Source organism: Gordonia sp. (in: high G+C Gram-positive bacteria) (assembly GCF_020438995.1).
Classification (GTDB): domain Bacteria; phylum Actinomycetota; class Actinomycetes; order Mycobacteriales; family Mycobacteriaceae; genus Gordonia.
The window spans coordinates 76,217-99,319 of the sequence record NZ_JAGQTN010000041.1 but is presented as its reverse complement, the minus strand read 5'-3'; the positions used below and the strand labels follow the sequence as shown (position 1 = coordinate 99,319).

At 67.0% G+C, this 23,103-nt stretch carries 24 protein-coding genes; 11 read left to right on the top strand and 13 right to left on the bottom strand.

Annotation, left to right across the window (positions count from 1 at the left end; all coding sequences use genetic code 11):
• The first annotated feature begins 28 nt into the window (after window positions 1–28).
• The gene (locus KDB67_RS03520; protein ID WP_291012431.1) at window positions 29–1,078 is read left to right on the top strand and encodes a hypothetical protein; all 1,050 of its coding nucleotides are present in this window, start codon (window positions 29–31) and stop codon (window positions 1,076–1,078) included.
• Between the two features lie 28 nt (window positions 1,079–1,106).
• Here KDB67_RS03520 and KDB67_RS03515 read toward each other — a convergent pair whose 3' ends face one another.
• Together KDB67_RS03515 and KDB67_RS03510 are read right to left on the bottom strand one after the other, a co-directional pair.
• Window positions 1,107–1,946, bottom strand: a complete 840-nt coding sequence (locus KDB67_RS03515) for an HAD family hydrolase (protein ID WP_291012428.1) — start codon at window positions 1,944–1,946, stop codon at window positions 1,107–1,109.
• Window positions 1,943–2,689: a lysophospholipid acyltransferase family protein gene (locus KDB67_RS03510; protein ID WP_291012426.1), complete on the bottom strand. Its 747-nt coding sequence runs from the start codon at window positions 2,687–2,689 to the stop codon at window positions 1,943–1,945. Before KDB67_RS03510 ends, KDB67_RS03515 begins: the two co-directional genes overlap by 4 nt.
• Window positions 2,690–2,898: 209 nt before the next feature.
• On the opposite strand from KDB67_RS03510, the gene KDB67_RS03505 reads away from it, so the two are divergent.
• The gene (locus KDB67_RS03505; RefSeq protein ID WP_291012424.1) at window positions 2,899–4,569 is read left to right on the top strand and encodes an MBL fold metallo-hydrolase; all 1,671 of its coding nucleotides are present in this window, start codon (window positions 2,899–2,901) and stop codon (window positions 4,567–4,569) included.
• Between the two features lie 82 nt (window positions 4,570–4,651).
• Here the strand turns inward: KDB67_RS03505 and KDB67_RS03500 are convergent, their stop codons facing one another.
• From KDB67_RS03500 to serS, 3 genes are all read right to left on the bottom strand, one after another.
• Window positions 4,652–5,560 carry an EamA/RhaT family transporter gene (locus tag KDB67_RS03500; protein WP_291012422.1) on the bottom strand — a complete coding sequence of 303 codons (909 nt, stop codon included), beginning with the start codon at window positions 5,558–5,560 and terminating at the stop codon, window positions 4,652–4,654.
• Window positions 5,561–5,626: 66 nt separating this feature from the next.
• Window positions 5,627–6,133 (bottom strand): hypothetical protein, encoded by a 507-nt coding sequence (locus KDB67_RS03495; RefSeq protein ID WP_291012419.1) that lies wholly within the window; start codon window positions 6,131–6,133, stop codon window positions 5,627–5,629.
• Between the two features lie 128 nt (window positions 6,134–6,261).
• The gene (gene serS / locus KDB67_RS03490; protein ID WP_291012416.1) at window positions 6,262–7,518 is read right to left on the bottom strand and encodes a serine--tRNA ligase; all 1,257 of its coding nucleotides are present in this window, start codon (window positions 7,516–7,518) and stop codon (window positions 6,262–6,264) included.
• Window positions 7,519–8,322: 804 nt separating this feature from the next.
• On the opposite strand from serS, the gene KDB67_RS03485 reads away from it, so the two are divergent.
• The 3 genes from KDB67_RS03485 to KDB67_RS03475 are packed head-to-tail and all read left to right on the top strand — an operon-like array spanning window position 8,323 to window position 10,614.
• Window positions 8,323–9,348 carry a septum formation family protein gene (locus tag KDB67_RS03485; RefSeq protein WP_291012478.1) on the top strand — a complete coding sequence of 342 codons (1,026 nt, stop codon included), beginning with the start codon at window positions 8,323–8,325 and terminating at the stop codon, window positions 9,346–9,348.
• Window positions 9,349–9,352: 4 nt separating this feature from the next.
• The gene (locus KDB67_RS03480; RefSeq protein ID WP_291012413.1) at window positions 9,353–9,703 is read left to right on the top strand and encodes a metallopeptidase family protein; all 351 of its coding nucleotides are present in this window, start codon (window positions 9,353–9,355) and stop codon (window positions 9,701–9,703) included.
• A 44-nt stretch (window positions 9,704–9,747) separates the two neighbouring features.
• A complete protein-coding gene (locus KDB67_RS03475; protein WP_291012410.1) occupies window positions 9,748–10,614 on the top strand; it encodes an SDR family oxidoreductase in 867 nt (288 codons plus the stop codon).
• A gap of 23 nt (window positions 10,615–10,637) precedes the next feature.
• Here KDB67_RS03475 and KDB67_RS03470 read toward each other — a convergent pair whose 3' ends face one another.
• Window positions 10,638–11,303: a histidine phosphatase family protein gene (locus KDB67_RS03470; protein WP_291012408.1), complete on the bottom strand. Its 666-nt coding sequence runs from the start codon at window positions 11,301–11,303 to the stop codon at window positions 10,638–10,640.
• A complete protein-coding gene (pheA, locus tag KDB67_RS03465; protein ID WP_291012477.1) occupies window positions 11,304–12,215 on the bottom strand; it encodes a prephenate dehydratase in 912 nt (303 codons plus the stop codon).
• A 207-nt stretch (window positions 12,216–12,422) separates the two neighbouring features.
• On the opposite strand from pheA, the gene KDB67_RS03460 reads away from it, so the two are divergent.
• The 4 genes from KDB67_RS03460 to KDB67_RS03445 all read left to right on the top strand — a co-directional run bounded on the left by KDB67_RS03460 (window position 12,423) and on the right by KDB67_RS03445 (window position 16,369).
• Window positions 12,423–13,175 carry a DUF2470 domain-containing protein gene (locus KDB67_RS03460; RefSeq protein ID WP_291012405.1) on the top strand — a complete coding sequence of 251 codons (753 nt, stop codon included), beginning with the start codon at window positions 12,423–12,425 and terminating at the stop codon, window positions 13,173–13,175.
• A gap of 22 nt (window positions 13,176–13,197) precedes the next feature.
• Complete coding sequence (locus KDB67_RS03455) at window positions 13,198–14,004, top strand: CPBP family intramembrane metalloprotease (protein WP_291012402.1); 807 nt, start codon at window positions 13,198–13,200, stop codon at window positions 14,002–14,004.
• Between the two features lie 67 nt (window positions 14,005–14,071).
• Window positions 14,072–15,685, top strand: a complete 1,614-nt coding sequence (locus KDB67_RS03450) for an LCP family protein (protein WP_291012400.1) — start codon at window positions 14,072–14,074, stop codon at window positions 15,683–15,685.
• Between the two features lie 120 nt (window positions 15,686–15,805).
• Window positions 15,806–16,369, top strand: coding sequence for a ferritin (locus tag KDB67_RS03445; RefSeq protein ID WP_291012397.1), 564 nt, complete (start codon window positions 15,806–15,808; stop codon window positions 16,367–16,369).
• 139 nt (window positions 16,370–16,508) lie between these two features.
• On the opposite strand, the gene KDB67_RS03440 is transcribed toward KDB67_RS03445, so the two are convergent.
• From KDB67_RS03440 to msrA, 6 genes are all read right to left on the bottom strand, one after another.
• Window positions 16,509–17,426 (bottom strand): DUF5926 family protein, encoded by a 918-nt coding sequence (locus tag KDB67_RS03440; protein WP_291012394.1) that lies wholly within the window; start codon window positions 17,424–17,426, stop codon window positions 16,509–16,511.
• A gap of 57 nt (window positions 17,427–17,483) precedes the next feature.
• Window positions 17,484–18,272 carry a glycerophosphodiester phosphodiesterase family protein gene (locus KDB67_RS03435; RefSeq protein ID WP_291012391.1) on the bottom strand — a complete coding sequence of 263 codons (789 nt, stop codon included), beginning with the start codon at window positions 18,270–18,272 and terminating at the stop codon, window positions 17,484–17,486.
• Between the two features lie 70 nt (window positions 18,273–18,342).
• Window positions 18,343–19,188 carry a DUF4328 domain-containing protein gene (locus KDB67_RS03430; protein WP_291012388.1) on the bottom strand — a complete coding sequence of 282 codons (846 nt, stop codon included), beginning with the start codon at window positions 19,186–19,188 and terminating at the stop codon, window positions 18,343–18,345.
• 143 nt (window positions 19,189–19,331) lie between these two features.
• Window positions 19,332–19,655 (bottom strand): rhodanese-like domain-containing protein, encoded by a 324-nt coding sequence (locus tag KDB67_RS03425; protein WP_291012475.1) that lies wholly within the window; start codon window positions 19,653–19,655, stop codon window positions 19,332–19,334.
• A 338-nt stretch (window positions 19,656–19,993) separates the two neighbouring features.
• Window positions 19,994–21,061 (bottom strand): winged helix DNA-binding domain-containing protein, encoded by a 1,068-nt coding sequence (locus KDB67_RS03420; protein WP_291012386.1) that lies wholly within the window; start codon window positions 21,059–21,061, stop codon window positions 19,994–19,996.
• Entirely contained in the window at window positions 21,058–21,756 is a 699-nt protein-coding gene (gene msrA / locus KDB67_RS03415) for a peptide-methionine (S)-S-oxide reductase MsrA (RefSeq protein WP_291012383.1), read from the bottom strand. Before msrA ends, KDB67_RS03420 begins: the two co-directional genes overlap by 4 nt.
• 214 nt (window positions 21,757–21,970) lie before the next feature.
• On the opposite strand from msrA, the gene KDB67_RS03410 reads away from it, so the two are divergent.
• Entirely contained in the window at window positions 21,971–22,180 is a 210-nt protein-coding gene (locus KDB67_RS03410; RefSeq protein ID WP_291012381.1) for a hypothetical protein, read from the top strand.
• Between the two features lie 265 nt (window positions 22,181–22,445).
• Window positions 22,446–23,075 (top strand): superoxide dismutase, encoded by a 630-nt coding sequence (locus KDB67_RS03405; RefSeq protein WP_291012378.1) that lies wholly within the window; start codon window positions 22,446–22,448, stop codon window positions 23,073–23,075.
• Window positions 23,076–23,103: the final 28 nt, after the last annotated feature.

The window sequence follows — 23,103 nt, the reverse complement described above, 5'->3', positions numbered from 1 at the left end:
GCGCGAACAGGGCCATACCATTTGTTCCATGCCGTCACCGGAACACGAAGCGCCCCTTGAACTGATCCGTAACCGCGCGGAGTTCGGGGTCGAGTTGCTCACCGGCCTCGCCCAGGTCACGGTGCCCGAACACGACAGTGTCACCGTCGACGACTCGGATCTGACCGATGCCGTCCCCAAACAGCTCCTCGCCGACGCCGTTCTGGTCCTTCGCGACTCCGCAGGCGACCCCGTGGCTGGTCTCATCGTCGAGAACCAACGGCGACCCGACAACGACAAGCGGTTCAGTTGGCCGCACTACGCGGCCGCCTTGCGGAGCCGCCTCCGACATGCCGTCTACCTGCTCGTCCTGTGTCCCGACGAGAGAACAGCACGATGGGCCGCCACACCAGTCGAGACCGGACACGGCTCCTTCATCCCGATAGTTCTGGGTCCATCCCGGATACCTCCCATCACCAATACCGCGGCCGCGCGCGCCGATCCCGATCTGGCGATGCTCTCGGCAATGACGCATCCCGGCAACTGGGATGTTCTCCGTGCACTTCCAGCGGTTTTCGACCCTGACATCGTCAATCATCGGATGTACGCTGCGATCACACAGACCGTCTTCCCTGCCCATGTCCTAGCGCAACTGGAGGTCGTTTTGACAACCCAATCCCACGCATGGGTCGCGGAAACCGATTGGGGCCGCGAACTCATCGACAAACTCAAAGCCGAAGCTCAGACGGAAGGGCTCCGGGAGGGTCTGCGAGCGGGTCTGGAACAGGGACTCGAACAGGGACTCGAACAGGGACTCGAACGAGGACTCGAACGAGGACTCGAGCAAGGACTCGAGCAAGGACTCGAGCAAGGACTCGAACGAGGACTCGAACGAGGACTCGAGCAAGGACTCGAGCAAGGACTCGAACGGCAGGTGGCGAATCAGGCCAAGACACTTCTGACGATGCTCGCGACGAAGAACATCGCCGTCGACGACGCATCCCGCGACCGGATCAATGCGTGCACCGATACCGATCAGCTCAGCACATGGACGGTGCGGGCCGTGACCGCCTCCTCGATCGAGGAGATCCTCCGGTAGATCCGCGTGCTCAACGGCCACCGCGGGTTCAGAACCAGCGTTCCAGGACTACGGCCACTCCGTCGTCGTCGTTGCCCGCGGTCACCTCGTCGGCGGCGGCGAGGGCGGCCGGATCGCTGTGGGCCATCGCGACGCCGTGGTCGGCCCAGGTGAGCATCTCGATGTCGTTGGGCATGTCGCCGAACGCCACCGACGTCACTGGGCCGAGGCCGGCGAGGTCGATCAGCGTGCGCAGCCCGGACGCCTTGTGGGTGTCGGGTACCGAGAGTTCGATCAGGCCGTGGGAGGTGGAGTAGGTGATCTGGGCAAGATCGCCTACCTCGCCGGCCAGAACGGTGGCCATGTCGCGGCTCTGCATCTCCGGCACCCGGACCAGCAGTTTCACGGCTGGTTCGGCGAAGATCTCGTCGTTGGAAACCTCGATGTGGTCGGGGTTGAGCCAGGCGTGCTGGTAGCCGGGCGAGGCCACGAACGGTGGGGTCGCGGTGTCGTAGGCCGAGTTACCGGCACGTTCAGAGGCGACACCGGCGGTGGGCAGCAGCCGGGCGACTATGTCGCCGAGGTGCCGCTGCACGTCGGGGGCGAGTTGCGCCGCGTGCAGGATCCGGTCGTTCTCCAGGTCGTACACGATGGCGCCGTTGGCGCAGACGGCGTACCGCACCCGGGCGCGGGTTCCGGCGAACTGCTCGGTGATCTCCGGAATCCAGCGCGGCGGCCGGCCAGTCGCCAGCACGAACTCGGTTCCGGCGTCACGGGCGGCGCCGAGCACGTCGAGGGTGCGCTGTGACACCAGGCTGCAGCTGTCGATGAGGGTGCCGTCGACGTCGCTGGCGATCAGCGTCGGCGGCTGCGATAGGCGCGGCGTCACTCGGGTTTCTTTCTGGCCCGTCTGGCCTGGTCGGCGGCGTCGAGTTCGTTGGCTTCCTCAAGGGTGGGCGCCGAACCACCGAGCCGGGCGGGCACCCAGAACTCGCCCGACGGATGCGTGCCGTAGGCGTCCTGCAATTCGAGCAGCTTCTCGCTCATCACCTTGTGCAGCTGCGCGGTGATCGCGTCCGCGTCGCCGACCGGGTCGATCGGCTCGCACACGCTGATCAGGATCTTGACCCCGGTGCGGCCGAGGCGCTTCGGGTGGCCCTTGGTCCAGATGCGCTGCGAACCCCACATCACCGTCGGGATGATCGGTGCGTTCGCATCCAGGGCCATCCGCGCCGCGCCCGACTTGAACTCCTTGATCTCGAAGCTGCGGGAGATCGTCGCCTCCGGGAACACGCCGACGAGTTCGCCCTGCTTGAGATAGTCGACGGCCTGCGCGTAACTCTCGGCACCCGCGCCGCGGTCGACGGGGATGTGCCGCATCCGCCGCATCAGCGGTCCGGCGATCTTGTTGTCGAAGACCTCTTTCTTGGCCATGAACCGCACCTTGCGACGCCCCTGCAGGAAGGCGGGGATACCGGCGTAGGTGAAGTCCATGTAGCCGGTGTGGTTGACCGCGACCACACCCGGCCCGGTCTTGGGAACGTTCCCGACGCCGGATACGCCGAATTTGAGGCCTTCGGCCAGCCACAACAGTCGGGCAGCGGTGATCACGGTGCCATAGAGGGGTTCCATGACGACGAGCTTAACCAGGTGGGCGCGGATCGGTCGCGCCGTTACACCATCCGGTACACCATCCGGAGTCGCACCCGCCGATGTGTATGTCCCGTCACATCCGCACCAGGTGTGACAGAGGGCCCAGTCCTGACGCCATCGGACTCGATACTCTGGACAATTGACGTACGCATCGCGCCAGCCCGCGCGACACCTGAAAGGCCCAGATCGTGAAGATCACCAGCATCGGACATGCCGGTTTCCACATCGAGACCGCCGCCGGCTCGATCCTCTGCGACCCGTGGGTCAATCCCGCATACTTTGCCTCCTGGATCCCGTTCCCGGACAACTCCGAGCTGGACTGGAAGGCGCTCGGCAAGTGCGACTACCTGTACGTCTCGCACCTGCACCGCGACCACTTCGACGAGGTCAACCTGCGCGACAACGTCGACAAGGACACCACCGTCCTGCTGCCCGACTATCCGGTGCCCGACCTCAAACGCGAACTCGAACGACTCGGTTTCCACAAGTTCGTCGAGACCACCGACTCGGTGAAGACCACTGTCACGGGCGACAAGGGGTCGCTCGACATCATGATCATCGCGTTGCGGGCCCCCGCCGACGGCCCGATCGGTGACTCCGGGCTCATCGTGTCCGACGGCGAGACGGTCTGCTTCAACATGAACGACGCCCGGCCCGTCGACCTCGACGTCGTCGACGAGGCGTTCGGGCATGTCGACGTGCACCTGCTGCAGTATTCGGGCGCCATCTGGTACCCGATGGTCTACGACATCCCCCGCAAGTCCAAGGCCAATTTCGCGGCGCAGAAACGTCAGCGCGGCATGGACCGGGCACGTTCGTACATCGATCAGGTCGGGGCCACGTGGGTGGTGCCGTCGGCGGGGCCGCCGATGTTCCTCGATGAGGACCTGTACTCGGTCAACGACCTCGGTTCCGGCATCGCCGACAGTGACATCAAGGCCGGGGCGATCGGCGATCTCGACGTGGCGCCCGGCACCAATCCTGTGCCCGGCGACGTTACGTCGATCTTCCCCGACCAGATGACGTTCCTGGAGCAGATGCGCATCCACGGCACCGACGACGGCGTGAAGCATCGTGGGCTGATGATGGTGTCGGGGTCGGCGGCCGATTTCACCGGGTCGACGCTCGACGGCATCGAACATCCGTATCCGCCGGAGGAGGTGTTCGGCCCCAACAAGAAGGCCTATCTGGAGCGGATGCAGGCCAAGTTCGCGCCGATCATCGCCGCGGAGAAGGCCACCTGGGCGCCCGCCGAGGGCGACAAGCTGCTGCCGGCGCTGCGCGACCTGTTCGAACCGATCATGAGGCAATCAGATCTGATCTGCGACGGCATCGGCTATCCGGTCGGTCTGGTGATGACCCCGCACAGTTCATCGAAGGAAGTCACCGACGAGACCGAGATCGTCGTCCTGGATTTCCCGAATCGTATTGTGCGCGAACCGAAGGAGGGTGAGGGAAAGTACCGGTACGGGTTCCGCATCGCCACCGAGATCGTGCGAACGGTGTTGCGCGACAACGAACCCGACTGGGTCAACACCATCTTCCTGTCGACCCGGTTCACCACCTGGCGCATCGGCGGCTACAACGAGTACCTGTACACATTCTTCAAATGCCTCACCGACGAACGCATCGCCTACGCCGACGGCTGGTTCGCCGAAGCGCACGACGACGACGCGTCGATCCGTAAGGACGGCTGGGAGATTCAGCGCCGCTGCCCGCACCTGAAGGCCGACCTCGACAAGTTCGGCGTCGTCGACGGCGACAAACTCACCTGCAACCTCCACGGCTGGGAATGGAACCTCCCCACCGGCCGCTGCCTCACCACCAAGGGCCACGACCTCCGCGCCGAAAAGCTGTAAAATCGTTCCCGCTCAACGGATTCATTCGACGCTGAATTGATCCGCCCGGTGCTGAGGGAAATTGTTGAGCGGGAAGGGTTGTTCAGGCCACGGGGACGTGCACTGTTGAGTTTTCTGCTTTTTCTACGGTGGTCACCGCGCCTGACCATGCGAGCACCACCCCGCCTACTACGGCCGCACTGAATGCGACGATCGCCACCGGGCCCCAGCCGGACCTGGTGACGTCGCCGAGGAAGGCGATGCCGATCGCACCTGGCAGCACCGTTTGCCCGACGACCAGCGCCGCCGCCGCACCGTTGACCGACCCGGTCTGCAACGCGATGGTGAACAGATAGAAGCCGCACATGCCGCTGATGAGCAGACCGTAGAACGCCGGATCGGTGAACAGGGCGGTTACGTCGAACGGGTCAAGACCGTCAACGATCCGGGACGCGACCGCCATCACCCCGAAGATCGCGCCCGCGATCAGGCCGGTGGCCGAGGCGATATGACGATGCAGCCGGCGCATCGCGACGATCCCGAGCAGCAGCAACAACGGACCCGCCGCGAGCACGGACCAGTGCATCCACCGCTGATCGTCGACGCCCTCCTTGCCCGCCGACACCGCCAGCAACACGAGCGAGAAGACCACCACCAGCACCGCGATCCAGTCACGTAGCGACAGGTGGATCTTCATCACCACCATCGCCAGCAGCGCCGTGGCCACGAGCCGCGCCGAGATGATGGTCTGCGACAGGAACAGCGGGATCATCCGGGCCGACGCGATGGTGGCGACGAAACCGATGACGTCGAAGACGAATCCGATCAGGAACGGGCCGGTGATCATGGTCGCGCCGGTCGATCGCAGCGACGGATGCGACTTGTCCGAGCAGCGTCGTTCCTCGATGGTCGTCGCGCATCGTGACACCCGAGCCGCGCCGAGTGCCTGCAGCACCGCCGCCGCCGCGAACGCGAACGCGCCGACCGCCGCGACAATCGAACCCGCGATCATCGGCCGGACCCGGACCCCGCGTCCGGCATGTCGATGGAGTCTGCGGCGCGGTTCATGGCTACACCTTTACTGCTGTTCGGGTTCCAGTTGCTCGTCCGGAGTGCCCGGGCCGTCGGCATACGCGGAATCCCTCGATTCGCGGGTCTGCTGGAAGGATTCCGAATGCCTGCGGTCCACTTTACGCAGCACCAACTGGCCGTAGGGCAGTCCGAGCAGGTAGAGGGGACCTTTGTACCCGGTGCGGGTTTTGCGCAGTTCCGCCCGGTAGATGAGGTCGCCGAGCCCACCGGGGGTGACGACTCCGCCCGCGCGGGTCTGCCGGATCACGTACTGGTTGGTGTTCCACGGCCCGACACCGCTCTCGTCGTAGTACAGCCGGTTCCCGATCACCCGTGCGTTGGACGGCAACGGCGACGGCGTGAACGCCGGACCGCCCGTCACCACGGTGGTAAGCTCATAGAATCCCGGCTCGACCTTCGCCGACGCCGGTCCGGCACCGGTCACGACACCCCCGACGGCCGCCGCCCCCACGATGACGCCTGCCACGGACTTCCCCACCCAATGCTTCGTCATGTCCGGAAAGTGTAGCGGGCGCCACAGCATACATACAGTTGTGGCGTCCGCCCGTCCTAAACCCCACGAATAGACCGAGGCATCGCAATTATTGCGATGCCTCGGCTCAGCGGTGGGGTTTAGGACAGCTACTTCGGCTCAAGGACCTCGGTGCCGACGAACCGGGCCAGTTCCGGCGGCAGGACGACCGAGCCGTCGGGCTGCTGGTGGTTCTCCAGGATCGCCACCAGCCAGCGGGTGGTGGCCAGAGTGCCGTTGAGGGTGGCTGCGACCTGCGGCTTTCCGTTGTCGTCGCGGTAGCGGATCGAGAGGCGCCGGGCCTGGAAGGTGGTGCAGTTGGAGGTGGAGGTGAGCTCGCGGTAGGTGTTCTGCGTGGGCACCCATGCCTCGCAGTCGAACTTGCGCGACGCCGACGAACCGAGGTCACCACCGGCGACGTCGATCACCCGGTACGGCACGTCGATCGCGGCGAGCATCTCCCGTTCCCAGCCGAGCAGCTTGCGGTGTTCGGCCTCGGCCTCCTCGGGTTTGCAGTAGATGAAGCCCTCGACCTTGTCGAACTGGTGCACGCGGATGATGCCACGGGTGTCCTTGCCGTAGCTGCCGGCCTCGCGCCGGAAGCAGCTCGACCAGCCCGCGTACCGCTTCGGCCCGTCGGACAGGTCGAGGATCTCGTCCATGTGATAGCCGGCCAGCGGCACCTCGGAGGTACCGACGAGGTACAGGTCGTCGTCGGGCAGGTGGTAGATCTCGGCCGAATGCGCGCCGAGGAAACCGGTGCCCGCCATCACCTCGGGCCGTACCAGCACCGGCGGCACCATGAGGGTGAAATCGTTGGCGACGGCCTTCGCGGCGGCCATGTTGAGCAGGCCGAGCTGCAGCAACGCACCCTGACCGGTGAGGAAGTAGAACCGCGACCCGGACACCTTGGTGCCGCGTTTCATGTCGATCAGGCCGAGCGACTCACCGAGTTCGAGGTGGTCCTTCGGGTCGTCGATCTGCCGCGGCTCACCCACATGCTCAAGGACGATGAAGTCGTCCTCGCCGCCTGCCGGGGCATCGTCGGCAACGATGTTGGAGATCGAGCGATGCGCCGCCTCCGACGACTCGCCCGCCTCGTTCTGCCGGGCGACAGCCGCTTTGACCTGCTCGGCGAGTTCCTTGCCGCGTGCGAGCAGCGCGGCCTTTTCCTCGCCGGACGCCTTGCCGACCTGCCTGCCGAGCGCTTTCTGTTCGGCGCGCAGACCGTCGGCCTCGACGATCGCGTGTCTGCGGGTCGCGTCGGCGGTCAGCAACGCATCGACCAGACCCTCGTCCTCGCCGCGTTTGCGTTGCGAGGCACGGACGAGGTCGGGGTTGTCGCGGAGAATCTTGAGGTCGATCACGAAGGAAAACACTACCGGCCTGCCGCTTCGCGGCTTCATTTCCGGCATGGTTCTTCGGTCATATCACCCGGGGAGGCATGATAGACGGTGATGAACGATCCAGACGAGGACCGCGACCCCCGGGTCGAGGGCGACACCGAACCGGATGCGGACGGCCTCAGCGGCCCCGGCACCGACGATTCCGATGCCGACGACACCGCAGATTCCGATGCCGACGGCACCGACGAATCCAGTACGGACGACACCGCTGAATCCGATGTCACCGAATCCGATGCCGCCGACGGCACCGATGTGAACGATGCCGATCCGAGCGATGCCGATCCAAGCGATGCCGACGCGAAGCAGGCCGACGCGGACGAAGCCGACCACAACCCGGCCGGTCCGGACGAAGCCGAGCCGGAGAAAGTCAGCCTGGACAAGGCCGGCGCGGACGAGACAGACGGGGGCGAGACAGACCCGGGCGAGACAGACGGGGGCGAGACAGACCCGGGCGAGACAGACGCGGACGCGGCAGACCCGGGCGAGGCCGACACCGACGACTGGGTCGCCGCCGACGACGGTGCCGAGACCACGGTGCTGCCCGTTGTCGACGATGAGTCCCACAGGCTTGCCTACACACAGGTTTCCGAGAATCCCCCCGCAGCCCCGGGCGACAGCCCGAATAAATACTCAGGCGACAGCTCGAACAACAACTCAGGCGACAGCCCGGCTGACAACTCTGGCGACAACCCCGACGAGGGCCCGAACAACGACGCCGAGTCCGAACCAGAACGCCGATCCCGCTCAGGTGCGCTCGCCAATCCGCTGCGGGTAGTGCTGACGGCCGCGATCATCGGTGCGCTCATCGCCGGTGCGATCGGGATCTTCCAGGGCATCGGCGACGGCGGCGACGTCGCCAACACGGGCATCGGCGGTAAGGAAAAGCTGGCCAAGAACGCGTTCACCGAGTCCGCGGCGGGCGATTGCCTGGACTGGGCGGCCGGCAATCCGGGCGATCCCAAGAAGGTCGACTGCCAGCTTCGGCACCGATTCGAGGTCGCAGGGCCCCTCGACACCGCGCTACTGCCGGGTTCGGAGTTCGGTGAGTCCGCGCCGTGGCCCGGCGTCGCGCGGTTCGCGCAGATCCGCGACGAGCAGTGCGCGGTGATCGCCGACCGCTACCTCGGCGGTAAACGCGACCCGCACGGCCGGTTCTCGGTGAGCATGATGTTCCCGTCGCAGGTGCAGTGGGACAAGGGGGCGCGGGAGTTGCGCTGCGGTCTGCAGCAGACCGGGCCCGACGGTCAGCCCGCCCAGTTCTCCGGCCGCGTGGCCGATCAGGATCAGTCGTTCAAGTGGGCTCCGGGTACCTGCGTGGGTATCGACGCCGCGCGCAAGCCCACCGTCGAGGTCAATTGCACCGAGAACCATGCCTTCCAGACCACCGGGACGGTGGATCTGTCGGTGAAGTTCGGTGACCGGCTGTCGGGGCGGCCGTGGCCGTCGAAGGATGAGCAGAACGCGTTCCTGGCGTCGGTGTGTCCCGGCCAGGCCGAACGGTTCATGGGCGGCAAGGCCAAGCTGGAGGCCACCACGCTGAACACCCAGTGGTCGGTGATCCTGGAGCCGAGTTGGCTGGCCGGCAGTCGCACCGCCGTCTGCTATCTGGGTCTGCCGGACCAGGGCGGTTTCGCCACGCTCGTAGGCGATGCCCGCGAGACGCTGCTGATCAACGGCAAGCTGCCGGTGCCGCCGCCGCAGGCGCCTCCCGGCCGGGCGCTGCCCACGCCGGTGCCGCTGCCTGGTGGGTACGAGGCGAATCCGGTGGAGGTTCCCGCTCCGGCGGGGTAGTGCGATGCCCGTCTACATGTCCGACGACGAGTTCGACGGGTTCGTGTCGGACGCACTCGATCAGGTGCCGGCCGAGTTGTCCGCCGAGATGTCGAATGTGGTGATCCTCGTCGAACCCGAGAACGCGGAGGACCCGCACATTCTCGGGTTGTATTCGGGGGTGGCGCTCACCGAACGCACCCACGACTACGCCGGCTATCTGCCCGATACCATCACCATCTACCGTGATCCGATTCTCGGGATGTGCCACTCCCGTGAACAGGTGGCCCACGAAGTGGTGGTGACGGTGATGCACGAGATCGCGCACCATTTCGGCATCGACGACGACTGGCTGCACGCCAACGGTTGGGGATGACGGGGGTTGACGGTTACCGAAAGCATGACTGTACTGTCATCGGTATGACCACCGTCTCAGTGATCACCGGCGCGGGCGGCATGGGCGTGCCCACGGCGCGGCTCCTCGGTTCCGGCAACCACATCGTCCTGTTCGACATCTCTCAGGACCGCCTCGACGCGGCCGTCGCCGAACTCGACGGCACCGGGCTCGACGGCACCGGGCTCGACGGCACCGCGGTGACCGCGATCCTCGGCGATGTCACCGACCGGGTCGCCGTCGACGGATTGTTCGCCGCCGCAACGGGTATCGGCCCGATCGCGTCGGTGGTACACACGGCCGGCGTCAGCCCCCGGATGGGCGATGCCGAGTTCGTCAGCCGGATCAACGCACTCGGCACCGTGAACGTGAACGAGGCTCTGCTGGCACTCGATTCGGGTGCGATCTCCGACGGGGTCGCCATCGTGAACGTCGCGTCGATGGCCGCCCATATGGTGCCCACCGAACTCATTCCCGAGAAACTCTTTCCCGGGGCGCTGACCGACGCGGAGACCTTCATCGCCGCCCTGCTCGAGATATACGCCCCGTACCCCGAGCAAGTTCAGTCGGGTTTCGCGTACGGGATCAGCAAAGCATTCGTGAAGTGGTATTCGTCGGCACAGGCCGAGCGTTTCACCATCGCCGGTATCCGCATCGTGTCGGTGTCCCCCGGTTCGGTCGACACCGAGATGGGCAGGCTCGAAGCCGAATCCGGCGCGGGTGCGCTGCTCGAGGGCGCCAACGTGCCGCGCTGGGGCACCGCGCAGGAGATGGCCGATTTATTCGCCTACTGTGTCAGTGACAAAGCCGGATACCTCACGGGCACAGACATTCTCAACGACGGCGGCGTCATCGCGTCGATACGGGCCCGGGCCGCCGCCGCCGAGGCGTAGACCCTCGCCGGTGGGCTTTCACATCAGCCCATCGGTTCTACGACCAGGGGTTCGTCGTTGCGACCGAAGGGGGCGGGTGTGGCACCCCAGCGTTTGCAGACCCAGACACCCGACTCGGTGTATTCGATCTCGATAGAGCCAGTGTTGCGCAGATGTGTTGCGGCGGCAAACTTTCGGTCGATGCCGGTGAGGTGGGAGGCGATCAGCCGGATCACCGCACCGTGACTGACGACGTACACGTCGCGCGGGTCGGATCCGGCCAGGTGGGTGGCGGCGAGGTGATCGATGACGGGCAGGTACCGGCCGTGCACCATCGTCAGCGATTCGCCGCCGGGAATCCGGGCGTCGACTTCGCCTGCATACCAACGGTTCACGATATCGGTGAACACGCCGTGCGCCTCGTCGTCGTAGCGGGATTCGAGGTCGCCGACCTGGACTTCGTGAATCCCTTCGAGGGCAACGGGATCGACGTCCCACACCGATGCGATGGCCTCGGCGGTCTCCACCGCCCGCCGCGCCACCGAACTGACCAGTACCGGCTCGCGAGCGGGACGATTGTCGAAGCCGAACCGAACCCCTTGCCGGACACCGAAATCGGTGAGCGAATCACCAGGCAGCGCGGTGTCGAGGCGGTGCATGACGTTGGCGGTGGTCTCGCCGTGCCGGATCAGGTGCAGTGTCGCCGCCATCTACGTCTCCCCCTGTAGCTGTCCGGTGAACCAGTCGACGCTCTCGGCGGTATCCGGCGGCGGCGATCCCACCTCGTTCTCGGCCGGCCACGAACCCAGGAACACAACGGATTCCACGTTGCGATGCAGTGCGCGCAGAGCCTCGCCGACGGCGTCGTCGCGGATGTGCCCGACGGCGTCGAGATAGAACCGGTACTGCCCGGCAGAGGTCTTGTCGAGCCTCAGGTCACGCCGCGGCCGCGACTCGATCCGGGTGAGATCGACTTTGCGCGTGGCGAATTCGTCCATCGCCCGCATCAGGCTGCCCGGCTCGTTGGGCAGGCCGAGGATGACCGCGGTGCGGTCGGACCCGGTGCGCGCGGGCGGTGGTGCGGGCCGACCGATGAGCAGAAAACGGGTCACCGCGTCCTGGGCGTCGGCCACCCCGTCGGCGAGCACCGTGAGCCCGTGCAGCCGAGCGGCCGGGCCGGTGGTGACCGCGGCGTCGGCGCGACCCTCGACGACGTCGATCGCCGCACCCGAGTTGGACGAGGCGATGACGAACGAGGCGTTCGGGTAGAGCCTCTCGATGCTCAGCCGCACCTGTGCGGAGGCCACCGGGTAGGCGGCGACGGTCCGCACCCGCTCGGGTTCCAGTGCCCCGGCGGCGGCCACGGTGAACGCGATCGGCAGCGTGACCTCGGCGAACACCTGCACGCGGCGGCCGTCGACGGGCACCAGCGCGTCCATCGTCGCCGGCACCGAACCCTCCAGCGAACTCTCGATGGGGACGCAGCCGTAGTCGGCGACTCCGTCGCGCACCATCGCGATCGTTGCGGTGGGGCTGGGTGCGGCGATCGTGGTCACCGGACCGGCCAGCGCGGGCACGTCCTGAAGCGGCAGTCGCGCGGTCAGCAGTCGCTGCAGCGCCATCTCGGTAAAGGTTCCGGCGGGACCGAAGTAGGCGATCACCGGCGGGTCGGGCGACACAGACACGACCAAAGGTTACCGGCAGCAGGTGACCGGACCCGTCCGGTTCGAGTCCTTGTGACCAAAAGTTGGCATTGACCTGGTCCACCGGCGAGGCTTAGGTTAGGGTTGCCTTATTGATGCACGACATCCCCTGTCCGAGGAGCACTCATGACACAAGCGGTCACCAGCCGGCCATCACACGCTGAGCTCATCGTCACCGCCTGTCGACGGGTCTCCGACGCCATGCTCGCCGTCGAGGGAACCGAACCCACTCCGCTCTCGGTGGTGCACCTGTTCGAATCGCAGGCCTTCATCCTCGCCCCCACCGACGGTGAGGCCATGGCCGCCGTACACGCCGCCGACGGCCTGGCCGCGATGCTGGAGATCACCGACTGCGCCCCCATCGACCTGCGCGAACGTGTCCGGTCCCTGATCTGGCTCAACGGCACCCTGTTCCCCGTGCCCGCCGACCTCGAACGCGACCTCGCCATCGAAATCGCCGCCGAACACCCCGACGACGGCCTCCTCGACGTCGGCCACGGCCACTCCCTGCTCCGCCTTCAGCTCAACTCGGCCGTCATCGCCACCGGCTCCGGCGCCGCGTCCGTAACCGCCGGCGACCTCGCCGGCGCCACCCCGGACCCGTTCTGGGAGTACGAGAACGACTGGATCGCCCACCTCGACGCCGACCACGCCGACATGGTCGGTCAATTCGCCCGCAAACTGCCCAGCCATCTGCGCACCGGCCGCGTCCGCCCCCTCGGCCTCGACCGCTTCGGCATCCGCTTCCGCATCGAAGGACCCGACGGCGACAACGACGTCCGCCTCGCCTTCCCTCGCCCCGTCACCGACGTCCACGAACTCTCCTACGCCCTGCGCGGCCTGGCAGGCTGCCCCTTCATCAACAGCCTGCCCGAATAGCGACGTCGGTAGCCTGGCGCGTATGCGCGCCAACCTCCGCCTGATCCTGCGGCCACCCGACCGGCCGGGTATCGACGCGGTCACCGACCCGGTGGCGCGGCGCGGCATCGTCATCGAGCTGGTGATCGTCGGGGTCCTCACCTTCGGGTTCTCGGCGCTGTCGGCGGCGCTGTCACTGCTCGAAGCACAACTGGCCGGCGGCATCGGCAACACCACCATTGCGCTCAACCCGGCCACCTCCGATCTCGCCGCACTCGACGCGATCCGGCGGCTGATGCAGGCCACCCGGCTGTTCGCCGTCGCTGCGCTCGGCGCCTATCTGCTGTGGCGCGCCGGGCTGCTGCGCAAGGTGGGTCTGGGCGTCGGTCCCGTGGCATCCGATGTGCCGCCCGCCCTCGCCCTCGCCGCGGTCATCGGGCTGCCCGGCCTGGCGCTGGTGGCCGTCGCCCGCGCGCTCGGCATCAACGCGACCCTCGTGCCCGCCGACGCCGACGGACTGTGGTGGCGGTGGCCGCTCCTGATCCTGCTCGCCATCGGCAACGGCGCGGCCGAGGAGATCGTGGTGGTCGCGTACTTCATCACCCGGCTCCGGCAGCTCGGCCTCACCGCCAACGGGGCGCTGGCCTCCAGCGCCCTGCTGCGTGGCGGCTACCACCTGTATCAGGGCATCGGCGCGGGCATCGGAAACGTCGTCATGGGGCTGGTGTTCGGCCGCTGGTATCAGCTCACCAACCGGGTGTGGCCGCTGGTCATCGCCCACTCCGTCATGGACATCGTCGCGTTTGTCGGCTATGCGCTGCTTCGCGAGCATCTGGGGTGGATCACGTAACCTGCCGTGTCAGTCGGATGAGTGGCCCCGGTCCCGTGGTGGCGTCGCGATGCGTAGATTTGGTCGGGTGAACGGGAACGAACCGCCGAACAGGCGACGCCGAGGGAGTGAACCCCCGGCGCCGCCGGACGGGCGTTACCCGCCTCGCGGGTACCGGACGCCGCAGAGTCCGGCCGACGGTGGCCGCCACGCCAAACCTCCCCGGCAGGAACCGCCCCGGCAGCGTCCCGCGGGTCCGGGATTCCCCAAGCAGCAGCCCCCCGGCCAGGCGGCGCAGCATCGTCGGCCCGCCGAACCACCGGCCGCGGCGCCGATACCCCAGCTCAGACCCGAGGATCGGCAGCCCGCCCAACCCCGGAACGGCAACGCCCAACCCCAGAACGGCAACGCCCGACCCCGGAACGGCAACGCCCAACCTCAGAACGGCAACCCTCCACCACCCGAGTACGCGCCCACGGTGCACGCCCAGGCCAGGCCCGCGTTCGCCTACTCCGGGACGCCCGGAGAGAACACACCGCCCAGGGACGTCCCCCGGCACGGCAACCAGCCCCGGCCCGATCGACCCGATCCCGGCCCTCGGCAGGGCCCGGCCGGTGTGGAACCCGTGCGGGTACCGGCGCAGCGGCACCCATACCAGTCGGCCCCACCGCCATCCGCGGTCCCGTACGGCGAACCGCCACGCGAGTCGCCGCGCCGGTCACGCAACCCGCTCCGGCGCCTCCCCGGCCGACCAGCCGGCCTCGGGAAGATCGCGCTGATCCTGGTCGTCGCGATGCTCGTCTCGACGGTCGCGGCCGTCTTCTACTTCGACAACCAGTTGCGTCGTGTCGACGCCCTGTCCTCCTACGACGGCAAGCCCGGACCGACACCGGGTAACACCTGGCTGATCGTCGGCACCGACTCCAGGGAGGGTCTGTCGCAGGAGGACAAGGACCGCCTGGCGACCGGGGACAGCGACGGCGCGCGCACAGACACCATCATGCTGGTGCACAAACCGCCGAGCGGCCGATCGATGATCATCTCCATCCCCCGCGACCTGTACGTCGAAGTTCCCGGCAATGGCCAGCGAAAGATCAACGCCGCCTTCAACTTCGGTGGTCCCAAGCTGCTGGTGCAGACGGTCGAACAGCTCACCAAGTTGCGCATCGACCACTATGGGGAGATCGGTTTCGGTGGTTTCGCCGACCTCGTCGACGCCGTCGGCGGCGTCAATATCTGCATCGACAAGAACCTGAACGATCCCAAGGCCGGACTGAAACTGAAGAAGGGCTGCCACGACCTCAACGGCAAGCAGGCCCTCGGCCTGGTGCGCACCCGCGCCTTTCCCAACGCCGACCTCGAACGCGTGGTCAATCAGCGCAAATTCCTGTCCGCGCTGATGGCCAGGGCGACCAGTCCGTCGGTCGTGCTCAATCCGTTCCGGCTCGTTCCGTTCGTGAACGGTGCGGTCAACTCGCTGACCGTCGACAAGAACGATCACATCTGGAATCTGGCCGGCCTGGCGATGGCCCTGCGCGGTAATCCGATCACCACGACAACGCCGAATGCGGGTGCTCAGGTGACCGAGGAGGGGGATTCACTCATCGTTGGTTCCAACACGGAAGAATTCTTCAACTACTTACGGGAAGGTAAATCCGTCCCCGACGCCATGATCGAAAACAACGGTGGCGCAATCGAATAGCGAATCCGAACCATTGCGTACGAGTACTGAGGCTTACCTAATCAAATGCGATCCGAGGTAGGTTCGCCTTACTATTGTTAGGCTGACTTTGGATGCGCAAAGGGTATTGATGCTCCTACCATGTCCACTATGACCGAGCTGATCGACAACACCGTACGCACCAAGTTCCACGACCTTCTGAACGACCAGATCGCCAACGAGTTCTCGGCCTCGCAGCAGTACATCGCCGTCGCCGTCTACTACGACGGCATCGACATGCCGCAGCTGGCCCGCCACTTCTACCGGCAGGCCGTCGAAGAGCGCAACCACGCGATGATGATCCTGCAATACTTCCTCGACCGCGACATGCACATCGAGCTGCCCGGCGTCGACGTCCCGCGGTCGGAGTTCGACAACTACAAGGCCCCGATCGACCTGGCGCTGGCGCAGGAGAAGCGCGTCACCCAGCAGATCGTCGATCTGGCGCGCGCCGCCCGCGACAACGGCGACTACCTCGGCGAGCAGTTCATGCAGTGGTTCCTCAAGGAGCAGGTCGAGGAAGTGGCCACCATGACCACTCTGCAGACCATCGCCGAACGTGCCAACGGCAACCTGTTCGACGTCGAGAACTTCGTCCAGCGTGAGTTCGCCGGCGCAGCCGGTGCCGACGCCACTGCGCCGGCCGCCGCGGGCGGGACCATCTGACGTGGCCCATGCCTGTTGAGGTGCGAGCTTGCGAGCCTCGAAACCGGTGAGATGACATTGTTCTCTCGCGAGGTTTCGAGGCTCGTCGCTTGCGCTCCTGGCACCTCAACCGGCGAAGGGGCTCAACCGGCTGGGGAAGCTAGCGCAGGGTGACCTGACGGCCGCGGATGCCGTCGCGCGATCGGCGCTGCGCCGCGGTCAGGTCGCTCGTGTCGGCCAGTGCCTCCACCAGGTGGGCGTCGAAGGTGTTCAGCGCCTGCGTCCACTCGGTCGGGTGCCGCTCGGCATCGAGATCGAACACCGGCACGAGCAGCCCGTGCGTGCGGAACGAGCCGGCGAACCGCGACCCCTCGCCCAGGGTCAGGTTCCCGGCCGCGTGGATCCGCGCGAGTGCGCTCATCAGGTCGTCCTCGGGTTCGGGCCGGACCCAGCGCAGGTGGGCCCGTTCCCCCGCGTCGACCCACCACGGGGCGCCGATGCCGCTGTCGTTGGTCAGGCGAGCCGTCGGCAGGATGGTGTCGTTGGCCCGCTGCAGCATCTGCCCCACCTCCGGCGTCACCGCGGCACCCGGATGCAGCCACCAGCCGAAGTCGTCGTGCACGGTGATGTCGAGCACCGCGTCGGCAACGAGCAGGTCGGTCAGCGGCGCCGGGTCGCCGGCGTCGGCGAAGTCGGAACCGACGGCCGCCGTCGTCGCCCAGGTGATCGCCGACGCCAGTCCCACCGCCACGTCGGCCGGTTCCGGATCTGTTTGGGTGGCGACGAAAGCCTGTGGTGCACCATCGGTTTCGCGCACGATACCGGGAACGGCGCCGGGCAGGACGGTCCCGAGCACGATGCTGCGGCCGTCCGCCGGGGTGCTCGCGAGTTCGAGGGTCGCGGTCGCCGACGCCACGAACGCGCGCAACGCGACCAGATCACATTCGGCGGCCAGACCGCCGAACGGCCGCGCCGGTGCCTCCAGCGCCGCCTCCTGCCGCGCCCGGCGGGCAGCCACCCGCTCGGCCCGATTGCTCCCCGGACGTGGTCCGCTGCCGCGCTTGCTCTTCTTAGCCATGGCTCTACCTTGGCAGATGGCGGTAACGCCGAGGGGACCGGTCCCCACTGCCCCGGATCAGACGCTGACCAGCCATTCGCGCACCTGGGCGGGGGTGTTGGTGGCGAGCCAGCGCACGCCGAGTTCGGCGCAGAGTGCGACGTCGGCGAGCTCGTCGACGGTCCAGCAGTAGGTGACCCGGCCCGATGCGGCGGCCCGGTCGACGAGGTCGGGGTGCTGGCGCAGGGTGCCGATGGACGGGCCGATGCCCGTGGCGCCGACTGCGGTCGCGGCACTGCCGCGCAGGACGCGGGAGGTCTCACCGAGCAGGATCGTCGGCAGCATCGGGGCGTTGCGGCGGATGCGCCACACCCCGGCCGAGGAGAACGAGATGACGACGGCGCGACTGTGGTCGGCCGACGGCGGAGTGGCGACGCCGAACTCCTGCAGTGTTTCCAGGATCGCCTGTTCGACGAGGCTGCCGTAGCGGACCGGATGTTTGGTCTCGATGAACAGCCGGACCGGCCGGCGCCAGTCGAGGGTGAGGGTGAGCAACTCGCGCAGGGTGAGGATCTGCGCCGGTTTGCCGTCGGCGTGCCAGCTGCCGAAGTCGAGTTCGCGCAGCTGCGCGAGCGACATCTCGCTGACGACGCCGGTGCCGTCGGAGGTGCGGTCGACAGTCCGGTCGTGGATGCAGACGAGCTGATGGTCGCTGGTCATGCGGACGTCGCATTCGAGGCCGTCGGCCCCCTGGGCGAGCGCGAGCTCGTACGCTTTCGCGGTGTGCTCGGCAGCCTCCCGCGACGCACCGCGATGAGCGACGACAGCGGGCTTCCCCGACCGCGAGACGTGGTCAACCGAACTCATCGACACCCCTTACCGTGCGGCCCGGCCCGCCGGTCGTCCCCGGTCCACAACGCCTCCGGCCCACATCTGGTCATTGTTGCGCCACCTGCACCCATCGGCGAGTCGGCGCGTCGATGTACGGCGTGTCGTCGAAGACGCGGATCAGCCTGGGCAGCACCCACCGCACGAACGCTGCGGACAGCGCAGCCGACACGATGGTCAGCCACAGGCCGTCGGCACCGGTCTGCAGGGAGTCGGACCGGCCCGCGATGAACCGGGTGACCAGCGCGGCGACAGCGGCGAGGTTGACGATGGTCCAGGCGATCGCGGTGCGGCCCGAGACCAGGTGGGCGCGGCGCTGGTCGATGTCGTCGCGCTGCGCGATGAGTTCACGGACCAGGACGGGCGCGCCGGCGAGGTTGACCAGCGGGATCGCGGCGAACACCGTGAGCTGCCAGCGCGGGCGCGGATCGAGTCTGTCATGACGCCGGTAGGCGGCGGCACGGGCCCCGCGCAGCCAACCGACGACGGACACGGTGGCGGTGGCGAAGAAGACGACGGCGGTCAGTCCTGCCGCCCATACCAGGACGACGGACGCGATGTCGAGCCACGTGGGAATCGGCGTGGTGCGGTTGATCACCAGCAACACGTACCGCAGCAAATGCACGACGGCGGTGACGACCAGCGCGATGGCCGTCACGTGCAGCGTCGCGTCGAGTCCGCCGCGCCGGGCATCGGCGGCAGCGTCTTGCGCACCGGTGACCGGCCGGTCGTGCAGACCCCAGGTGGGGAGATAGCCGTACCGCGGTATCAGTGCCGGTCCCTGCCGGTGCGCGGGCCGCGGCGGCGGGAACGTCTCGGGTGGGCGCCGGGCGACCCACCGCACGTGCGGGCTGCGGTACATGCGCGGCGCGTTGGCGGGCCTGGTGTGCCCCACCCGGGGAGGTTGCCCCGGCACAGGCGCGGGGCCCGCGGACCCGGCAGCGTTGTCGATGACACTCAGCGGCCCGCCGCAGCGCGGGCACTGCGAGCGTCCGGGTTTGTGAGGTGCCTGGATGCGGCACCGGGGGCACAGATCAATCATCGACCCGACTCGACGGGCTTTCCGCTCTGCACCCAGGACAACATGCCGCCGGCCACGCCGCTGCCGTCGTAACCGTTGCGGAGCAGGTACTGCAGGACGCGTTCCGAGCGTCCGCCCGAGTGACAGATGACGAACAGTTCGGCGTCGGGGTCGATCTCGTCGAGGCGGGCGGCGACCTCGGTGAGCGGGATGTGGATAGCGCCACGCACGTGGCCCGCCTCCCACTCGTCGTATTCGCGCACATCGAGCATCAACCGGCCGGGTTCGTCGGTGAAGTCGTCCGGCAATTGCGTCACCGGGATCTCGGGGATGTCGAACATGCTCACGCAGTCCATGGTGTCACAGGGCATCGCGTCGGCGGGATTCTATTCACAGGGTGGCCGCTCACAGACGGGCGAGTTATACAGAATCCGCTTCTCGGGCTGTGGATATCCCTGTGGAATTGTGGATAACAACTGCACAAACCGGCTTCTGAGTGATGTACGTCACCGAAAATCGGGAACGGTCCGGCAGGAAGTTCACGGAAGTGAAGGTATGGATGATCCACAGCTGTTTACAGCTCTGTGGATAACTTGGGGAAACCTGTTGATGAAACCCCGGCCCGCGGTGCCGCTCAACTCCCGCGGCGGTGCCGCTCAACTCACGGCGGCGGTGCCGCTCAACTCACAGCGAACTCCCGCAGCCGCTGCACCTCGGTATCGAGCTGGGCGCGTTGCGCCCGGTCCGGCTCGCCGAAGAGTTCGACGTTCACCCCCGGTCTGGTGAGCGACCAGGTTCCCGACAACCAGCCGTCGATAAGGACGAGTCCGCGCATCAGTCCGTTGGTGGTCTTGATCGCGTTCAGCGCGTCCTCGCCGGCCACCCGCCGACGATCCGCGGCGGCCGTGACGACGTGGTCGTAGGGGGCCAGCAGCCGCACCGGGGCGGGTTCGTCCGCGGCGGCCAGACCCAGACCGTCCAGGTCGTACAATGTTTCGCCGTCCGGGCCGGTCAGCTTCTCCAGCTCCCAGTCGGCTTCCATCTTCTCCACCAGCGGCTTCAGCCCGCCGATACCCGACCACATCTGGATCGCCGCGACCGTGGCCGGCCCGAAACCGCGCAGATACAGCCGCACCAGTTCCGCGCGCGCGTCGTCGCCGGTGAGCGCCGGTTCACCCGGACCGGCCCAGTCGTCGAACAGGCTGTAGGTGGGTTTGCCGCTGCCCGACCACAGGCCGCGCGGGGGCACCTGAACGAGCGCCAGGGCGCAGCGGACCACTCTGGTAAGGGTGGCCGGCACCTCGTCGGGGAATCGCTGCGCCAGTTCTCTGCCCAGGTCATCGCCCCCGATCGGGCCGGCGGCGAGCAGGCCACGCGCGGCATCGACAATGGCCGCCGGCGTCGCCGAAACCAGCTTGCGGGCGTGCGTGCCGGTGAGTTCGGCGTCGAGTGCGGGCTGTACCGCGGGCCTGATCCACCGTGCGTCCTCGGTGTCGATGAGGCAGATCGTGCTGCGCAGCAACGCCATCCGGACCGTCTCGCGGTCGATCATCAGATCGTCGAGTTCGTCGGGGGCGAAGTTCTCCAGTCGGGCATGCAGCCCGAAAAACGCCGCCTTGGGATCCTGCGATTGCATGCCGACGACCCGGTCGAGAACCTCGACGGCGTCGTCGTCGACACGGGCCAGCAGGTGCTGACGCTGCAACAGAGTCCGATTCCACTGTTGCAGGCTGATCCGATCGCTCACGCGGGATACTTCAGCCCGGTCGACGAGTGACAGCGGTAGCCGTTCGGGTTCTTCGCCAGATACTGCTGGTGGTAGTCCTCGGCGTAGTAGAACCAGCCGTCGCCGGCCTGCGCGAGCGGTGCGATCTCGGTGGCTATCGGCCCCAGACCCGCCGCGTCGACGACAGCGGCGAACCGTTCCGCACTCTCCCGTGCGAGCCGCGCGTCGTCGTCGGACACGGTGTAGACGGCCGAGCGGTACTGGGTGCCGACGTCGTTGCCCTGCTGCATCTCCTGCGTCGGGTCGTGCGTCTCCCAGAACACCTTGAGAATGCCTTCGAGGTCGATGACCTGCGGGTCGAACACCACCAGCGTCGACTCGGTGTGTCCGGTGCGTGCGGTGCACACCTCCTCATAGCTCGGGTTGGGCGTGTATCCACCGGCATAGCCGACGGCCGTGGTGTACACGCCGGGGACCTGCCAGAAGATCTCCTCGACGCCCCAGAAACAGCCACCGGCCAGGACGACCGCGTGCCGTCCGGAAAACTCGCCGATACCTGCGGCCGACTCCGGATCGTCGCCGCGCATGGGGTGGCCGAGCACCACATTCGCGGCAGCCACGGCCACCGGGGTGGTCCGGCCCGGCAACGCCTGGTCCGGGGTGATCATCGTCCGCTTCGACGAAGCCCCGGAGAATACTTGATCAAGCCACGACATGCCGGTAACTCTACGCGCGTCCCCCGAATCGGGACTTGTGTGATAGCTGCAACTCGTGATTCAATCGCGACTGTGACTGCTATCACGATGCAGTCACGTTGCACGACACCGGGTGTTAACCCGCAGTTCAGACCGGTGTTAACCCGCAGTTCAGGTAGGCCTGAGGTTCAGGTAGGCCTGAAGTTCGGGTGACCCGTAGAAGGACGGAGAGGCCATGGCCGCGCACGCGACGACGCGTCACACCCAGCCACGCCCGACCCGGCCCGCATACGCGGCAGCCCGGCCGCCGGAAGTCGGCACCGTACGAGCACCGCATACGGCCGATTTCCCCGTCATCATGGATAGCATCGGCAATCGTTGCCGCGTCACCGCTCTCTCCATCGTGGTCCTGCTCGCCATCGTGCTCGCCCTTGTGCTTCTCTGAGCCAGTAGTGCTTCTCTGAGCCAGTACTTCTCTGAGACCGGCACCATCTCGCCATCCGGTGAGCCCGGTCGCGTTCACCGCCACTCAAGGCCGTATGTCGCTACCGGTGCGAGTAGGTTGATTCTGGGACTATTGGCCCTGGGAATATTGCTCAGGCCTCACCCGCTGAGTAAATGTGAAGTATCCCCCACCCGCATTCGTGCGTTGGGGCACTGCGTCCACCCGGGCGCGGACAGCAGCTCAACACTCGTCAGAGAGGACCATCGTGGCTGAATACACCTTGCCGGAACTGGACTATGACTACGGCGCACTGGAGCCGCACATCTCCGGGCGGATCATGGAACTGCACCACAGCAAGCACCACGCCACCTACGTGAAGGGCGCCAACGACACCCTCGCCAAGCTGGCCGAGGCCCGCGAAGACGGCACCATCGCCGGCAAGGCCTACGGACTGTCGGCCACCCTCGCCTTCCACCTCGGCGGCCACACCAACCACTCCATCTTCTGGAAGAACCTGTCCCCCAACGGTGGCGACAAGCCCGAGGGTGAACTCGCCGCGGCCATCGATGACCAGTTCGGCAGCTTCGACAAGTTCCACGCCCACTTCACTGCGGCCGCCACCACCCTGCAGGGTTCGGGCTGGGCCATCCTGGGCTACGACACCATCGGCGGAAACCTGGTCGTCCTGCAGCTCACCGACCAGAGCGGCAACATCCCGGCCGCGATCATCCCGGTCGTCATGCTCGACATGTGGGAGCACGCCTTCTACCTCGACTACCAGAACGTGAAGCCGGACTACGTCAAGGCGTGGTGGAACATCGTCAACTGGGCCGATGCGGCCGAGCGCTTCGATCGCGCCCGCAGCCAGGGCAACGGCCTCATCGTCGTCGGATAACGCGCAGCGCTCGCTTCTGAAAAACTGC

What these genes read in the sequence shown, in the direction of transcription:
- KDB67_RS03520 (WP_291012431.1), top strand. Translation starts at nt 29, where the DNA reads ATGCCGTCACCGGAACACGAAGCGCCCCTTGAACTGATCCGTAACCGC.
- KDB67_RS03510 (WP_291012426.1), bottom strand. Translation starts at nt 2,689, where the DNA reads ATGGAACCCCTCTATGGCACCGTGATCACCGCTGCCCGACTGTTGTGG.
- KDB67_RS03500 (WP_291012422.1), bottom strand. Translation starts at nt 5,560, where the DNA reads ATGATCGCGGGTTCGATTGTCGCGGCGGTCGGCGCGTTCGCGTTCGCG.
- KDB67_RS03495 (WP_291012419.1), bottom strand. Translation starts at nt 6,133, where the DNA reads ATGACGAAGCATTGGGTGGGGAAGTCCGTGGCAGGCGTCATCGTGGGG.
- KDB67_RS03480 (WP_291012413.1), top strand. Translation starts at nt 9,353, where the DNA reads ATGCCCGTCTACATGTCCGACGACGAGTTCGACGGGTTCGTGTCGGAC.
- KDB67_RS03475 (WP_291012410.1), top strand. Translation starts at nt 9,748, where the DNA reads ATGACCACCGTCTCAGTGATCACCGGCGCGGGCGGCATGGGCGTGCCC.
- KDB67_RS03470 (WP_291012408.1), bottom strand. Translation starts at nt 11,303, where the DNA reads ATGGCGGCGACACTGCACCTGATCCGGCACGGCGAGACCACCGCCAAC.
- pheA (WP_291012477.1), bottom strand. Translation starts at nt 12,215, where the DNA reads ATGGCGCTGCAGCGACTGCTGACCGCGCGACTGCCGCTTCAGGACGTG.
- KDB67_RS03460 (WP_291012405.1), top strand. Translation starts at nt 12,423, where the DNA reads ATGACACAAGCGGTCACCAGCCGGCCATCACACGCTGAGCTCATCGTC.
- KDB67_RS03455 (WP_291012402.1), top strand. Translation starts at nt 13,198, where the DNA reads ATGCGCGCCAACCTCCGCCTGATCCTGCGGCCACCCGACCGGCCGGGT.
- KDB67_RS03445 (WP_291012397.1), top strand. Translation starts at nt 15,806, where the DNA reads ATGTCCACTATGACCGAGCTGATCGACAACACCGTACGCACCAAGTTC.
- KDB67_RS03440 (WP_291012394.1), bottom strand. Translation starts at nt 17,426, where the DNA reads ATGGCTAAGAAGAGCAAGCGCGGCAGCGGACCACGTCCGGGGAGCAAT.
- KDB67_RS03435 (WP_291012391.1), bottom strand. Translation starts at nt 18,272, where the DNA reads ATGAGTTCGGTTGACCACGTCTCGCGGTCGGGGAAGCCCGCTGTCGTC.
- KDB67_RS03425 (WP_291012475.1), bottom strand. Translation starts at nt 19,655, where the DNA reads ATGTTCGACATCCCCGAGATCCCGGTGACGCAATTGCCGGACGACTTC.
- msrA (WP_291012383.1), bottom strand. Translation starts at nt 21,756, where the DNA reads ATGTCGTGGCTTGATCAAGTATTCTCCGGGGCTTCGTCGAAGCGGACG.
- KDB67_RS03410 (WP_291012381.1), top strand. Translation starts at nt 21,971, where the DNA reads ATGGCCGCGCACGCGACGACGCGTCACACCCAGCCACGCCCGACCCGG.